This window comes from Staphylococcus sp. AS1337, from assembly GCF_051408735.1.
GTDB lineage: Bacteria > Bacillota > Bacilli > Staphylococcales > Staphylococcaceae > Staphylococcus > Staphylococcus xylosus_B.
In genome coordinates this window covers 269116-284207 of record NZ_JBOIHZ010000001.1, presented here as the reverse complement: position 1 = coordinate 284207, position 15092 = coordinate 269116, and the positions used below count along the sequence as shown (strand labels likewise).

Below are 15092 nucleotides of genomic sequence, written 5' to 3'. Positions count from 1 at the left end.
TTTTAATGTTTAGATTCAATATTATTTGTTTTTTCACTATAAAAATAAATTGCAATATACACAAAACACAACATTGGCACTATAAATGATAATTGCATAGATCCAAATATATCAGCTGCTAGTCCTTGAATTACTGGCATTACAGCCCCGCCTATGATTGACATGATAAGAATAGCTCCGGCAAATTCAATGTATTTAGAATTAGTAACTTTTTCGATAGTCTTGCCATAAATGGTTGGCCAACAAGGACCAAATAAAACACTTACAAAAACTGCTGCATATATAGCCGAAGTGTTAGGAATAAGAGAGGCATATAATAAAACAATAACCCCTATAACAGAATAAATCATCAATATTTTATTTGCATCAAACTTTGATAATAATGAAGTAGCTATAAACCTTCCTATGAAAAATGCAATAAAGCTAAATATCACAAAATTAGTAGCAAACCTTTCGTTAATATGAGGGTTTACGTCAAGAGCTAATCTTAAAGTGAATGACCATACCGTTGTTTGTAGACCCATATAAATAAATTGGGTTAAAACCCCTTTTCTAAAGCCTTTATTTTTTGATAAGTGCTTAATTGCTTCTTTAAAACCAAGATTACTATCTGATTCATTTTCTACTTCTTCAGGCTTACATTCAGGGAATTTAATTACTATAAAAAGTATCATTACGGCTATTAACACAACAATTAAAATGATATAAGGTGTCATCGTACGTTGTAACATTTCAAGCCCAAATTGAGTAGCTTCTTTGCTATTCATGACTGACATTTGTTTTTCTAAGCTACCCCCGTTAGTAAAAATAAAATATTTACCTAGCACTGCACCAGTCATTGCACCAATCGGATAAAAAGTCTGACTTAAATTAATTCTTTGCGTCGCCTTCTCTTTTGGTCCTAATAATAAACTATAAGTATTCGCAGAAGTTTCTAAACAACTTAATCCAATCGCTATGATAAATAAAGCTGCTAAAAACATACCATAAGTTGCCATGTGAGAGGCTGGAAAAAATAACGCACAACCTATAATATACAAAAGCAAGCCAGTTACAATCGTCAAACGATAACTTGTTTTTTTGACTAACAAAGCTGCAGGTAAGGCAAATATAAAGTACCCTCCATAAAATGCACTTTGAACAAACGCTGAAGCAAAATTACTCAAATCAAATATTGTTTTAAATTGAGCTATTAAAACATCATTTAAGCTAGCAGCTGCGCCCCATAGTGGAAATAGCAAAGTTACTAAAATATATTGCAGTATTGGCATTTTATTTAAAAACCCATCACGCTCTGTTTCTACTGTTCCTTTCGACATTTAAAACACCCCTAATTATTTTACAATTTCTTTTAAATTTTCAATATCTCTCCATGTAGGTAATGAAGGCTGTGAACCTAATTTCGTTACTGTACACCCAGATGCTTTAATCGCTGATTCAATAATTTGATCAATATCCCAATTCTTAGATAATCCATATGCTAAAGTTCCTATAAAAGAATCTCCTGCAGCAGTTGTATCTATAGGGCTAACGTTAAGTGAGTCAAAGTATTTGAATTCTTTTTTATTCACAAAAATTGCCCCGTTGCCTCCCAATGTAACAATGACATTTTTATAACCAACACTTATCAAAATCTCAGCCGATTCCTTTGCGTCTTCGATATTATTAATCGTTTTACCAGTCAATAATCCACTTTCAACTTCATTCGGTATAAAATAATCAACCTTTTTTGCTTTATTATGATCAAAATCTTGAGCAGGCGCAGGATTAACTATGATAGTTTTATTGTAATCATATGCTATATCTATACATTGGTAGACAACATCCATGGGCACTTCTAACTGAAGCACAATAATATCTGCGTCTTTAATTAATTTTTTATGATTTATAATATCTACTATCTTTAATTCTAAATTCGCCCCTGGAACAACAATAATTTTATTATTACCTTCATTATCAATGGTTACATTACCAACACCCGTTCTAGATGTTTCATCAAGCAATACAGATTTATGTGCTATCTTTTCTTTTTTTAAACTTTCAATGTGTTCTTTTGCAAATTCATCATTTCCTAACTTTCCTATCATACTCACTTCACCACCGAGTCTTGCAGCTGCTACAGCTTGGTTTGCACCTTTACCGCCAGTATATTTTTCGTATTGTTCTCCAATAAAAGTTTCACCAGTGCTTGGCATTTTTGAAGTCCTAAACACAAAATCTGTCATTAAACTTCCTATTACTAATATTTTTTTCATTGTTAAACCCACCTTTTATTTTATAACTCCATCTTTTTGTAATTCTTTTCCTAGAGCACCACCTGGGTGATATTTTCCAAAAGATTGTTTTGAAAACCCCTTCATTTGCGATACTGTTAATGCAATTGCGTCTCCTATGACTAAAGTTGCTGTTGAACTATTTGTTGGAGCTAAATTATACTTATCGGCTTCTTTTTTTATTGGAATTTCTATAACAATAGAAGCATTTCTACCTAAAGTGGATTGTTTTGACTTTGTAATAGCAAATATTTTTGCACCGATAGCGTTTATAGACGGTAAAACGTTTAATACTTCTTCTGTTTCTCCACTATTGGATATTGCAAAAACAATGTCCTCCTCACATATCATTCCTAAATCACCATGAACAGCTTCAGTTGAATGAACAAAAAATGATGGCGTTCCCGTACTAGCGAAAGTTGCAGCTATTTTTTTACAAATATGTCCTGACTTTCCAACGCCAAGAAATATAATACGCCCTTTGCAATTTAAAATTTCAGTGACACATTGTTCATAACTATTATTAATACTATTTTTGACATCGTTGATTGTATTTATTTCTGAATTAAATACCTCTTCTAACATTTTAATTGATCTCATAAAATTTCCTCCTTGGTTTTATCTGTCTATAGTAATCGATTACTATAGATCAAAAAAAATTAATTATGTTCAGTTGGAATAATCATTGTACCTATATAGTAATCGATTACTATATAGGTACAATTGAGGTAAGCGCTTTCATTAATTGTAAAAAAATATAGTTTTTAAAACTATATTTAATTTATTCTTTTAATCGCTTAATTGAATTTCCCTCAATAATTTTACTACTTTTTATCTCAACTTGCCCCTTATATTGGTCTTCTAACTTACTCAATAAGCTAATAGCTATTGCTTCTCCCATTGATAATAAGTCTTGTTCTAGCGAAGTAACCTTAACTTTAAATAAATTATTATTGGCTAAAGACCCGTAAGACACAACTGAAAGATCTTGGGGAATCTTAATTTGATACTTATCAAATACGGTAAGCGCTCCTTTAGTCATAACGTTATTACAAATAACTATTCCAGTTGGTAATGTTAACCCTTTATACAAATATTCATTAATGAGATCAAATGTAATATCTTCCTTAAATTGACCATTAAACATCCATTCTTCTTGAAATGCTAGTCCGTACTCAGAAAGTGCTGCCTTGAAACCATTTAAACGTTCAATGCCAGTACTTGTATTTAGACTTCCAGTTACAATACCAAGCTTTTCATGTCCTTTGGCTATCAATTTTTTAGTCAGTTCATAAGACTCTTTGAAATTATCAGTACCTATATAAGGTAATTGTTGATAATCATCTAATTTTCTATCAATTAAAATTATAGGAATATTTCTATTTTGTATCTCTTTTAAATTAGTATTTTTACTATCACAAGGAGATATAGCAATGGCATCAATATTTTTACTTAATAACATGCGAATAATTTCTTCTTCTTTTTCAATTGATTCATCAGTGCTACAAGTTATCAAATTATAGCCTTTTTTAAATAAATATTTATCTATCTGTTTTGCTATAGTCATATAATATGGATTTTCAATATCAGCTACAATAATAGCTACTAAATTAGACTTGTTTGACCTCAAACTTTTAGCTACCAAATTTGGTTCATAATTTAATTGTTCAAAAGCATTTAATATTTGATCCCTTGTTTCAGAACTTACTGGATAATTATTATTGAGGACTCTTGAAACTGTTGCTGTAGAAAATCCAGTATATAATGCAATATCTTTCATAGTTACATTATTTGTTTTGTTCTTCTGATTCATTAATAATCACCACTTAATAATATTTCAACTGTTAATTTAATAATTATGAAATAACACCCGTTGTCAGCATGATATTTGAATAAGTTCTTGTGTCTCCAGTGTTAATAACTAAAGTAACATCTTCTTCATTAGCCAGCTCATAAAATTGTTGCCGACTATAGGTTGCAAATGACTTATCTTTTAATATTTTGTTAAACTCAGTGAAAATTTCAGGCGTTTTTCCTTTAACTGGTTCCATAACTTCAAATTTTTCTATATTTATTACAGTTAATATAGATCTTAACACATCTGTGACCAAAGGTAAGTTAGGTGAAAATCCTAAATATATTTTTTCCGCATTTTCATTAGTGTTTGTCATTATAGGATAATTACCATCAGCAATCAATATTTTGTTACCATGCCCACCTTTTGCCAATTCTTTTAATATTTGTTGATGAATACATTCTCCTTTTATCATATTACACCCCCAGAAATATATAGTAATCGATTACTATATGCAAAATTACATTAAATGTGTTTATTTGTCAAATATATTTATTCTGCATATTAGTATTTAAAAAATAAAACAGAAGTTTCAGTTTTATTTTTTTATTATTTTTAGATCAACGTATGATAATGATAACTTCAGTTAATAAGAAATGGAATTAGATGATTATAATATATATTTGAGTATTTTTTATGCATATATTTATTGCGTAATAAAAGTATTTACTTATAGACTAACCCCTCACTAATGCTAATAGTGAGGGGATTTATTATGCAAAAACTGCCATACAAATCAATGACTTGAAGGCAGTTTGAAGCATATATTTTAGTATTATATTTTAACATTTACTTCTGACTATTTTTGCTGTCCATTCGTCTTAATGATATAGAACAGGTAGTATAATATACCGATGACAAACCAAATCAATGTATAGAATTTAGCTTGTCCACTTAAACCCCAAAATACTGCAAATACACAAATAAAGATAAGTATTGGCATAACAGGATACAAAGGTAATTTAAATGCTGGTAATGGCAAATCTTTACCTTCTCGTTTACGTAAAGCAAAAATACCCACTGTTACAAACATAAAGGCTACTAATGTTCCTGCTGTAATTAATTGAGCCAAGAATCCAAATGGGAATACAGATCCAACAATTACTGCAACGATAGATAATACGACTAAAGCGCGATTTGGTAAGTTTTTATTGTTCAATTTACCTAACCAAGATGGAAGGATTCCATCTCTACCAAATGAGTAAAGTAAGCGCGAACCAGCTAACATCATTCCAATTAATGCAGTAAACATACCAATGACAGAAATAGCTTGTACAATAATTGCAATCGTACCATGACCGCTTGTACGTAATGCCCATCCAACTGGTTCAGCATTGTTTTTATATTCACTGTAATCAAACATACCAACTAGCACTAATGCTACAACGACAAATAACGTCACGGCAATTAGTAATGATCCTAAAATCCCTCTAGGCATCGTCTTTTGTGGATTAATAGCTTCACCAGAATTAGCAGCGATAGAATCAAAACCAATGTAAGCAACAAATATAACAGAACTACCTGCATAAATTCCCTGCCAACCACCGAAAGCACCTGCTGCAGTTTCTTTATATTCAGGAATAAATGGTACATAATGTCCAATATCTATTACAGACAAACCTACTATTATAAATAGGAAAATTGCTAGCACTTTTAACACGACTAATATATTCTGTACTCGTGCTGTTTCTGAAGTACCTCTAGACAATAATAAAGCAGTGATAACAATCACAATTGCTGCTATCAAGTCTATTACCCCGCCATCAGTACCTAATGAATTAGAAAGTGAATTAGGTAGCGAAATATGGAAGGGGTCTAACAGCCCTCTTAAATTTGCAGAAAAACCAGAGGCTACAAAGGAAACTGCAATTAAATATTCAGCGATTAATGCCCAACCAACAATCCAACCAAAAAATTCTCCAAATAATATACTAATCCAAGTATATGCAGAGCCTGCAAAAGGCATTACTGTTGCCATTTCAGCATATACAAATGCAACCATAGCTGCTACAATTGCTGCAACTAAAAAGGATAGACTGACGGAAGGTCCCGTATGATCCGCAGCCACAACCCCTGGCAATGTAAAAATAGCAGTTGAAACTATTGTCCCAACACCTAATGCTAAAAAGTCCTTAACGCGAAGTGTACGTTCTAAGTGCGCATCTTTATTTTGATAGCGCGATACATCTTCTTTACGTAGTATTCTATGTATCAGATTCATTTTTATATCTCCTAGCTTTTTTTAAAACAAACATGTTTTTAAGTATAATGATTTTTGAAACTATTGTACATGCCATTTTAAAAAAGAATTATTATTTTTAAGTAATTTTACCTAGGTTACTTTAAAGTGCGTACTTACATTTTCCTAATAAGAGGTTTAAAATGGCGTTCATAGGTAATAATTTACTAAAATTTATTTAATAAAAAGGAGTATAACGATGCAAAATATAACTTTTAATAATGGCAATACAATGCCACAACTTGGCTTAGGCGTCTTTAGAGTAGAAAATGATGATACAGCAAAAAATGCAGTAAAGCATGCAATCATTAACGGATATCGTAGTATTGATGCAGCATTAGTTTATGCTAATGAAGAAATGGTTGGACAAGGTATACAAGAAGGTATAGAAGCCGCAGGTATTAATAGAGAAGACCTATTTATCACATCTAAATTATGGTTAAATCACTATGGTAAAGATAACGTGAAAGATGGCTATGAAACGTCATTAAGTAATCTTGGCTTAGATTACTTAGACCTATACCTCATTCACTGGCCAGGTACAAACGAATCACTCATGCTAGAAACTTGGGAAGGTATGGAAGCACTATATAATGAGGGCAAAGTTAAAAATATTGGTGTTAGTAACTTTACAATTGAACAATTAGAGTTGCTAGAAGCGAAAACGACTATTAAACCAGTTATTAACCAAGTAGAATTCCACCCATACTTTACTCAAGAACCGTTAAGAAAATATTTAGCTTCAGCATCTATTCAAATGGAATCTTGGTCACCTTTAATGAATGCTGAAATCCTTACAGATGAGACAATAAATGCTATAGCTGACGAAACTGGAAAATCTCCTGCACAAATTGTAATCAGATGGAACATTGAGCATGATGTTGTTACAATTCCTAAGTCTGTGACGCCACATAGAATTGAAGAAAATATAAATGTTTTTGACTTTTCATTAACTGAAGCACAAATTAATCGTATTGATGCTTTAAACCAAGATAAAAGAATTGGTCCAAACCCTGTAGAATTTAATGGATAAATAATTAATAGAGTGGAACGACAATCATTTTATAATATATGATTGCTGTTCCACTTCTTTTTATTCATTATTTCATTAAATTATTTTTTAGTTCTTTTCTTTGAAATGCTAATGAATACGGATCATTGTACCAATATGTCTCGGCTTTTACTTTAATAATATGATTATTTTTAACAGCAGGGATTTGTTGCCACATATTTGTTTTTTCAAATTCTGGTTGAGCTTTACCTTCACTCATCGTGATAATATAGTCGCCAGCATACTTCGGTAGTTGTTCTTGTGATAATTCTTTCCAACCATCTTTTTTGACTTCTTTTTCTAAGGGGGTCGGCATATTCAAATCAAATGCTTGATATAACACTTCTCCACCACGCCCCCACTCTGGGCCAAATGCATAGATAGTTTTGCTAAAATCATCAAAAATTGAAACTGTTGCGTTTTCTCCTATATGCCCTTTGATTTCTTTAGAATCTTTAGCAGTTTGAGCTTTCCATTTTTCCACCCAGTCTTTAGCTTCTTTCTCCTTACCAAGTATCTTACCTAATTCAATTTGTGTGTCTAAATAATCTTTACTACCGTATTCGATTGGTAATGTTGCAGCAATTTTTTTATATTTTTTTATATTTTTATCAGTAGTATCAACAATAATTAAATCTGGCTTAAGTTTTGCAACTTTTTCCACATCGTTTTCATTTAGTTTGGCAGTATTTTTAAATTTATTTTTTAGAACATTACTCTTTTCTATATCTTTAGTAACACCGATAATATTGCCGCCTAAATATTTTATGCCACCTGCATATGTATTAGCTACAACTGCAATACGCTTTGGATGTTTCGGGATATCAACTTTCTTACCACTACCTAAGGTATAACTTTTCGTACTTTCTTCCTCATTAGATTTTGACTCGTTACTACACGCTGAGAGCAGCAGTACTGCTAAAATAATAAAACTTACTAATTGCTTCATTTGACCCCTCCTATTGATAATGATTATCACTATTAATTGTATTTTATGCCCAGTATTAATAATAATCAATATATTTATTTGCATTTTAAAATTAATAACAAATATTAGTAGTTTAAGATTTTATTTTATGTCTTAGGTTGATTTATTTATTAAATAAGTTACTTACATGGTACTGAAGTTATAAGATAAGTTTATTAACTCATGAAACAAAAGAAGTGGCTGGGATATAACTCCCAACCACTTTCACGTTAAATTTATTCCATACGTTTTAATATTTCTAATTTAATCACTTTTAATGCTTCGCTATATTCTCTATTTGTACTTTCTTGAGCATTAATGATTAATAGTTCAACAAGTTCTATGTCACTTTTTTCGCTAACCTCATGTTCAAATTGATGTAAGTGTTCTTCAGATGTTTTAGCATTTTGCTTTTCTATTTGATAATATTGATCAGCTCCTAAGCCACCTTCCTCGATCATGACAGATATCCCACTTGAACGTGTTTCATTCAGTCTTTTCACTTTAATACATTTATTTTCACGAATAATCATTTGAATCCCTCCTAATTTAATGCGTATTTTAAAGAATATTACTGCTTATATAAACATCACATTGCTTCTAGAATTAGATTGACTTCAAATAATCTAGCTGACTTTAATCATTATGTATCGTATTATCTTCACAAATCTCAAGTAGTTAGCTATTAAAATTATTATTTACTAAAGTGTATTATTACATCTTAGTAATTACAACTTCTTTGCTCACTATACTATACCCATTTTCATAATTAATTATGGATTACTAAATAATTTCTTTTTTACTACTTAAAACAATGTATGCCTCTTTCAAAAATGTTTAACAAAGTTTTCATAAATACAATATCCCAACGACTTTTATTGGTTAAAATATAAATATATAATTGATAATGATTATTATTATGAAAGAGTGATAAATATGTTGAATTTAAAGACTGGTATTTTAGACAAAAATTATAAAATCAAAGGTATAGAAATTAAAAACAAGCACATGACCCAACGTCTTAATGCTTTAGGTTTAACCCCTGGATCGAAATTAAAGATTAAACAAAAATGCTTATTTAGTGGCCCTTGTATTCTAGAAATAAATGGTCAAAATTTAAGTATCCGTGGTTGTGATGCATGTCATATTTTACTAGAGGAAGCACATGGCTAATAGTTTCTGTATTTTAGGAAATCCTAATGTAGGGAAAACCTCATTATTTAACGCATTAACTGGCACATACGAATATGTAGGTAACTGGAGCGGAGTCACTGTCGAGAAGAAGGTAGGACGTCTTAAAGCTAATGCTGGAAATCTCATTGATTTACCAGGCATATATGAATTATCTCCTATTTCAAAAGATGAGACGGTAGTTACCGACTACTTATTAAAAAATGAATTTTCTGGCATGATTAATATAGTTGATGCTAGCCAATTACAACGAAATTTACAACTAACCATTCAATTACTGGAACTTGGTGCACCAATAATTATAGGGCTAAATATGATTGATGTTGCTGCGAAACGTGGTATCCATATTAATCAAGAGGCACTCATGAAAAAATTAAAAGTACCTTTACTTCCTATTATCGCTAGAAATGGCAAAGGTACTAAAAATTTATTAAATGCACTAAACGATGCACATCTATCTAGAAATTCCCCATTACATATCAATTATGGTGAAGCTATAGAAAACACAATTCAAAACATATCAGAACAGCTTTTGAAGCACAGTAATTTCGACAGACACTTATTACGCTTTATCGCCATACAATTTTTGTTAGATAACATAAAAATCGATGAACTTCTTGATAAAAATTTAATTAATCGAATTGAACCTTTACGCCAAAAGCTAGCCGCTTCTCAATCCATTGATATTCGAGCAGTAATCCTGCAAAAACGAAGCACTTATATAGATAATTTGTTAAACGATGTCGTGGAATATCCTGATGAAGAACGACAATATTTTTCATCACGTTTAGATAAATTGTTAACGCACAAATTTTTTGGTATTCCTATATTCCTAGGTATTATGTGGTTGATATTTCAAATCACATTTACTTGGGTCGGTACACCACTATCAGATCAACTTGATGAATTTATTGGGGGAAGACTGACCGACACTGTTAAATCCGCAATGGAAATCATTAGTTTACTGCCATTTCTACAGGATTTAATCACTGATGGCATTATCGCCGGCGTAGGTGCAGTCATAGTATTTGTACCTCAAATCATGGTACTTTTCTTCTTTATTTCATTGCTAGAAGACTCTGGATATATGGCACGTATCGCTGTACTCATGGATAGAATTATGGAAACCTTTGGATTAAGCGGTAAATCATTTATTCCTATGATTATAGGGTTTGGCTGTAATGTACCTAGTATCATGGCTGCACGTAGTATCGAAAGTGAAAAAGAACGACTTACAACAATCTTAATTGCACCTTTTATGTCCTGTTCTGCACGTCTCCCGGTTTATGCTTTATTTGTTGGTGTATTCTTCACACAACATCAGGCTTTGATTGTATTAAGTCTTTATATCCTTGGCATCGTTGTAGCATTGGCTACGAGTATAATCTTGACTAAGACTTTATTGAAAAATGATGACTCTGTGTTCATAGTAGAATTACCAACATACCGCATGCCATCTATCAAGACATTGTGGCGAAGCACATGGGAAAAAGCTAAAGGATTTGTAAAAAAAGCAGGCACATTTATTTTTGGGGGCTCTGTTGTTATTTGGTTATTAAACTACACTGGACCTAGTGGGTTTAATGTAGACGTCAATGATAGTTTTTTACATGCAATTGGTAGCTTCTTTGCCATTTTCATAGCACCATTAGGCTTTGGTACGTGGCAAGCTGGTGCAACTTTAATTCCTGGATTCCTTGCAAAAGAAGTCATTGTCAGTTCAATGGCAATTATTTATGCTTCCGATGAGTCAGGATTAGTCAATATTATACAAGAGCAATTCACACCATTATCTGCATATGCATTTATGATATTTATATTATTATATATACCATGTTTATCAACCGTAGCAACTATTCGAAAAGAAAATTATTCACTTAAATGGACTGTACTAGCAGTTGCGTATCCTCTAATTGCTGCCTATGTATTATCGTTCATTTTCTATCAAGTTGGACATCTATTTATTTGAGGGAGTAATTTTATGACTATTTTAATTAATATTATTGTGTTTTTCGCAATATTTAGCTATACAGTATATACACTCACTAGATTTATTAACAGATCCAAATCTGGAAAGTGTAACTCTTGTGGTTCAAAAGACGGCTGTATAACTGAACGTAGAAAAAACTAAAACAAACGCCGAAGAGATTGGGACGTAAATCCTAGACTCTTCGGCATTTTAATATTTTATCCTAATTAACATCTTGATATGATTATACATCATCAACAAATACTAAAATAGCATCCTTAAGAAATTGTGTACCGCCTTCAACATGCTTATCATAGTAGTCAGTAAAAGTAGCATCGTTAACATACATTTCTGCTAGTCCAGCATGAGCTTCTTTAGAGTATTCAGGCCATGTATACATGAGCCAATCTTTGTGTTTTGCCGCTAATAATTGTGCAAGTTCAGAAGCTGGGTTACCTGTTTGATACGCTTCATATAGTAAATCAATAATTTCTTTTTCTAAATTCTTCCAAGCATCGTAATCTGCCTGTGTCATATTCTTAAATTTTTTATTACTTTGATCTATAAGGTCATCTCCATACTGCATTCTGATTTCTCTTCCATATTTCGTTTCATTTTCTTTAATAGCTTTTTCTTTGAATCCTTCAAATTTTTCTCTATCTTGCATGATAATTTCTCCTTTATTATTAGCAATAGTTTTTTTAACTGTTTGAATGATTTTATCGAGGCGTTCACGTTGTTGTTTTAAGTTATAATAATGGTTTTCTAAAGCTTTCATTCTATTAAATGTTGGTTGTTGAATAATCTCTTTAATTTCATCTAAACTGATCTCTAACTCACGGTAAAATACGATTTGTTGCAGTGTATCGACTTCTTCTTGTTCATATATACGATATCCAGATTCATTAATTCTAGCAGGGTTAAGTAAACCTATTTGATCATAATAACGTAAAGTTCTATTACTTACGCCTGATAGTTCAGCTAATTGACTTACTGTATATGTCATCATCTGCCTCCTTTCGAATTCCACTTTACACCCTTACTTAACGTAAACCTCAAGGGGAAATTTATTTTTATATACTTACTATTATCCATAAAATTGATTCAACTTTAGCCTGTTTCTAATATATTTACGAAAACTTACATAGCTTATTATTTCCTAGAAAATAATTCATTAAGTATTACTATAAGTTAATGATAAAAATATTAACTTTCGAAATTTGATTAACATTTGGATGTTTGGGAAAAGTAATAAAAGAGACGCATTTAGCCCCTTACTGTCACTTTTCATTGTCGTGTGTGAACATAGAACCGCTAGGCTAGCACTACCGAATTTTTAAATAAAGGCAAACACAAAGAAGGTTGAGATAAAATGAAAAAATTATTAATCTTTATTAGTTTTATTATATTATCAACAATGAGTTTTATTGTATGTAAAAAATACTTTTCTTACATTAATACAATGGAAGATCATAATAGAGTGCATTTAGATTAATCATTTTATACATTAATAAAGAGAGAAGAAAACCAAAATTTTGGTTTTCTTCTCTCTTTATATTTTTAATTATGAAGTCATATAGCCACCACCATTCACATGGATGACTTGGCCAGTTACATAAGAACTATCTTCTAAGCTAGCTAAGAATACATAAGCAGGTGCTAATTCAGCAAGCTGTCCACGTCTACCCATAGGTGTATTACCACCATGAATTTCTACTTTGCTTTTACTGAAAGAAGCAGGTATTAATGGCGTATAAATTGGTCCAGGTGCAACAGCATTAACACGAATACCTTTCTCAATTAAAGTTGTAGCTAAAGAACTTGTAAAAGCAACAATTGCAGCCTTCGTTGCGGAATAATCTATTAATTCAGCTGATCCATTATATGCTGTTACGCTTGTTGTATTAATGATTGTATCTCCTGAAGTTAAATGTGGTAGTGCTGCTTGAGAAAGAAATATCATACCGAAGATATTAGTTTCAAATGTTTCCTTTACTTGCTCGGGGGTTATATCTTGAAATTCATCTTTTGGATATTGTATTCCACCATTATTCACTAAAATATTTAAGCCATCAAAATCATTAACAACATCTTCAACTAACTTTTTTGAATCCTCAACGTTTGTTAAATCATGGCTATAAGCTTTAACAGATCTTCCTAATGATCTTATTATTCCTATAACTTCTTCAGCATCTTTTTCTTCATCATAATAACCAATTGCTATATTAGCTCCTTCTCTAGCAAATAAAGTGGCGACAGAACGTCCTATGCCTGAATCGCCCCAGTGATAAGTGCCACTTTCCCTTCCAATTTACCACCAGCCTTATATTCTTCAAATTCGCTAATAGGTCTAAGGTCCATTTGGCTCTCAATGCCTGGTTGTCTATCTTGTGTATAACCTCTAATCTGATTATGAAATTCAGTTAAATTCATTCGAGAAACCTCCAGTTTATTTTGACTTATAACTACTATTTTTAATGTCACCGCCTGAAACAATAACATCCTTTTCGTCAAAATCTTTATCATTAAAAAAGTTAGTTAAGATGTTTTTCACACCATTTTCAATACGTTTTTGTGCTTCTAATGTCATACCAGAATAGTGGATTGTCATAGCATTACGTGGCATAGTTCTCCATGGATGATCTTGAGGCGCAGGCTGTGGATACCAAACATCTCCCGCGTAACCTTGGATATGTTTAGCGTTAACCAATTCAACTAAATCTTCTTTATTAACAATCTTACCTCGTGCAGTATTAACTAAATAACTACCTTGTTTCATTCTACTTAATACATCATAATTAAATAAATCATCGGTTTCTTTAGTTAATGGAGATAAAATTACTAACGCATCACTTGTAGATACTAATTCGTCAAAGTTCACATACTTCGAATATGCTGTATCTTCTTGACTAGAACGTCTAAAATGCTGTACTTGTACGTCAAAAGGTTGCAACCGTTGAGCAACTAATTCTCCAATTTGTCCGTAACCAAAAATGCCTATTTTCTTATGTTGAATATCGTGCGCGTGTTCTCCCACTTTTGATAAATGCCATTCTCCATCATAAGATTGACGATGTCCCTCCATAAAATTACGCATCAATATTAAAAGGTCCATTACCGTATGTTCAGCGACACTTACAGTATTACAGCCAGTCACTTCTATTACCGTTAATTCATTTTCACTTGCCGCTTCTAAATCAACGTGATCTGAACCTACGCCAGCAGTTATAGCTAATTTGAGATTTTCAGCCTTATTAATTCTTTTTTTATTTATATATGCAGGTAAAAATGGAGAACTAATAACAACGTCCATATCTTCAATATGCTCTTCTATTTCTTCATCACTATTAACAACTACAAATTCGTGTTTTTTATTATCTATAAATGATTTAATACCTAATGCATATTTATCATTTAAAAGTTGATTCTCACTTTCCGCATTAGGATCTGAAGGGAATAAGCCAACTATTTTCATAACTATCTACCTCTTTTTATTTGTCTTTGTATCATGGAAATGTCCCAATTGGCCTTCTCAAACTATTTTTAA

General features: G+C 31.6%; 14 protein-coding genes and 1 pseudogene. 4 read left to right on the top strand and 11 right to left on the bottom strand.

Translation table 11 applies throughout. From position 1 onward, the window contains the following. Positions 1-2: 2 nt before the first annotated feature. The 6 genes from fucP to ACSUE0_RS01295 all read right to left on the bottom strand — a co-directional run bounded on the left by fucP (position 3) and on the right by ACSUE0_RS01295 (position 6349). The gene (gene fucP, locus ACSUE0_RS01320; protein ID WP_436955715.1) at positions 3-1319 is read right to left on the bottom strand and encodes an L-fucose:H+ symporter permease; all 1317 of its coding nucleotides are present in this window, start codon (positions 1317-1319) and stop codon (positions 3-5) included. Positions 1320-1334: 15 nt separating this feature from the next. After that, positions 1335-2255 carry a ribokinase gene (gene rbsK, locus ACSUE0_RS01315; RefSeq protein ID WP_436955713.1) on the bottom strand — a complete coding sequence of 307 codons (921 nt, stop codon included), beginning with the start codon at positions 2253-2255 and terminating at the stop codon, positions 1335-1337. A gap of 15 nt (positions 2256-2270) precedes the next feature. After that, positions 2271-2873 (bottom strand): KpsF/GutQ family sugar-phosphate isomerase, encoded by a 603-nt coding sequence (locus tag ACSUE0_RS01310; RefSeq protein WP_326025436.1) that lies wholly within the window; start codon positions 2871-2873, stop codon positions 2271-2273. Positions 2874-3054: 181 nt separating this feature from the next. After that, positions 3055-4086 (bottom strand): LacI family DNA-binding transcriptional regulator, encoded by a 1032-nt coding sequence (locus ACSUE0_RS01305; protein WP_436955711.1) that lies wholly within the window; start codon positions 4084-4086, stop codon positions 3055-3057. A gap of 43 nt (positions 4087-4129) precedes the next feature. Next, positions 4130-4543 (bottom strand): RbsD/FucU family protein, encoded by a 414-nt coding sequence (locus ACSUE0_RS01300; RefSeq protein ID WP_436955709.1) that lies wholly within the window; start codon positions 4541-4543, stop codon positions 4130-4132. 384 nt (positions 4544-4927) lie between these two features. After that, entirely contained in the window at positions 4928-6349 is a 1422-nt protein-coding gene (locus ACSUE0_RS01295; RefSeq protein WP_119615073.1) for an APC family permease, read from the bottom strand. A gap of 217 nt (positions 6350-6566) precedes the next feature. On the opposite strand from ACSUE0_RS01295, the gene ACSUE0_RS01290 reads away from it, so the two are divergent. After that, positions 6567-7400 (top strand): aldo/keto reductase, encoded by an 834-nt coding sequence (locus ACSUE0_RS01290; protein WP_119615074.1) that lies wholly within the window; start codon positions 6567-6569, stop codon positions 7398-7400. Between the two features lie 67 nt (positions 7401-7467). Here the strand turns inward: ACSUE0_RS01290 and ACSUE0_RS01285 are convergent, their stop codons facing one another. Both ACSUE0_RS01285 and ACSUE0_RS01280 read right to left on the bottom strand, forming a co-directional pair. Further along, positions 7468-8367 carry an ABC transporter substrate-binding protein gene (locus tag ACSUE0_RS01285; protein ID WP_119615075.1) on the bottom strand — a complete coding sequence of 300 codons (900 nt, stop codon included), beginning with the start codon at positions 8365-8367 and terminating at the stop codon, positions 7468-7470. A gap of 254 nt (positions 8368-8621) precedes the next feature. Further along, positions 8622-8918 (bottom strand): hypothetical protein, encoded by a 297-nt coding sequence (locus ACSUE0_RS01280; RefSeq protein WP_017723652.1) that lies wholly within the window; start codon positions 8916-8918, stop codon positions 8622-8624. 403 nt (positions 8919-9321) lie between these two features. On the opposite strand from ACSUE0_RS01280, the gene ACSUE0_RS01275 reads away from it, so the two are divergent. The 3 genes from ACSUE0_RS01275 to ACSUE0_RS01265 are packed head-to-tail and all read left to right on the top strand — an operon-like array spanning position 9322 to position 11707. Further along, a complete protein-coding gene (locus ACSUE0_RS01275) occupies positions 9322-9558 on the top strand; it encodes a FeoA family protein (protein ID WP_017723653.1) in 237 nt (78 codons plus the stop codon). Beyond that, entirely contained in the window at positions 9551-11545 is a 1995-nt protein-coding gene (feoB, locus tag ACSUE0_RS01270) for a ferrous iron transport protein B (RefSeq protein WP_436955706.1), read from the top strand. The genes ACSUE0_RS01275 and feoB overlap by 8 nt, the downstream gene beginning before the upstream one ends. A gap of 12 nt (positions 11546-11557) precedes the next feature. After that, positions 11558-11707, top strand: coding sequence for a FeoB-associated Cys-rich membrane protein (locus ACSUE0_RS01265; RefSeq protein WP_107552197.1), 150 nt, complete (start codon positions 11558-11560; stop codon positions 11705-11707). An 82-nt stretch (positions 11708-11789) separates the two neighbouring features. On the opposite strand, the gene ACSUE0_RS01260 is transcribed toward ACSUE0_RS01265, so the two are convergent. The 3 genes and pseudogenes from ACSUE0_RS01260 to ACSUE0_RS01250 form a co-directional block, all read right to left on the bottom strand. After that, positions 11790-12551: a MerR family transcriptional regulator gene (locus ACSUE0_RS01260; protein ID WP_119614847.1), complete on the bottom strand. Its 762-nt coding sequence runs from the start codon at positions 12549-12551 to the stop codon at positions 11790-11792. Positions 12552-13109: 558 nt separating this feature from the next. Next, positions 13110-13978: pseudogene (locus ACSUE0_RS01255) on the bottom strand (SDR family oxidoreductase). A gap of 16 nt (positions 13979-13994) precedes the next feature. After that, on the bottom strand, positions 13995-15020 hold the full coding sequence (locus tag ACSUE0_RS01250) for an NAD-dependent formate dehydrogenase (RefSeq protein WP_436955704.1): 1026 nt from the start codon (positions 15018-15020) through the stop codon (positions 13995-13997). Positions 15021-15092: the final 72 nt, after the last annotated feature.

Excerpts from the sequence above, each read along its gene's own strand:
- fucP (WP_436955715.1), bottom strand. The coding sequence starts at position 1,319 with ATGTCGAAAGGAACAGTAGAAACAGAGCGTGATGGGTTTTTAAATAAA.
- rbsK (WP_436955713.1), bottom strand. The coding sequence starts at position 2,255 with ATGAAAAAAATATTAGTAATAGGAAGTTTAATGACAGATTTTGTGTTT.
- ACSUE0_RS01310 (WP_326025436.1), bottom strand. The coding sequence starts at position 2,873 with ATGAGATCAATTAAAATGTTAGAAGAGGTATTTAATTCAGAAATAAAT.
- ACSUE0_RS01305 (WP_436955711.1), bottom strand. The coding sequence starts at position 4,086 with ATGAATCAGAAGAACAAAACAAATAATGTAACTATGAAAGATATTGCA.
- ACSUE0_RS01300 (WP_436955709.1), bottom strand. The coding sequence starts at position 4,543 with ATGATAAAAGGAGAATGTATTCATCAACAAATATTAAAAGAATTGGCA.
- ACSUE0_RS01295 (WP_119615073.1), bottom strand. The coding sequence starts at position 6,349 with ATGAATCTGATACATAGAATACTACGTAAAGAAGATGTATCGCGCTAT.
- ACSUE0_RS01290 (WP_119615074.1), top strand. The coding sequence starts at position 6,567 with ATGCAAAATATAACTTTTAATAATGGCAATACAATGCCACAACTTGGC.
- ACSUE0_RS01285 (WP_119615075.1), bottom strand. The coding sequence starts at position 8,367 with ATGAAGCAATTAGTAAGTTTTATTATTTTAGCAGTACTGCTGCTCTCA.
- ACSUE0_RS01280 (WP_017723652.1), bottom strand. The coding sequence starts at position 8,918 with ATGATTATTCGTGAAAATAAATGTATTAAAGTGAAAAGACTGAATGAA.
- ACSUE0_RS01275 (WP_017723653.1), top strand. The coding sequence starts at position 9,322 with ATGTTGAATTTAAAGACTGGTATTTTAGACAAAAATTATAAAATCAAA.
- feoB (WP_436955706.1), top strand. The coding sequence starts at position 9,551 with ATGGCTAATAGTTTCTGTATTTTAGGAAATCCTAATGTAGGGAAAACC.
- ACSUE0_RS01265 (WP_107552197.1), top strand. The coding sequence starts at position 11,558 with ATGACTATTTTAATTAATATTATTGTGTTTTTCGCAATATTTAGCTAT.
- ACSUE0_RS01260 (WP_119614847.1), bottom strand. The coding sequence starts at position 12,551 with ATGACATATACAGTAAGTCAATTAGCTGAACTATCAGGCGTAAGTAAT.
- ACSUE0_RS01250 (WP_436955704.1), bottom strand. The coding sequence starts at position 15,020 with ATGAAAATAGTTGGCTTATTCCCTTCAGATCCTAATGCGGAAAGTGAG.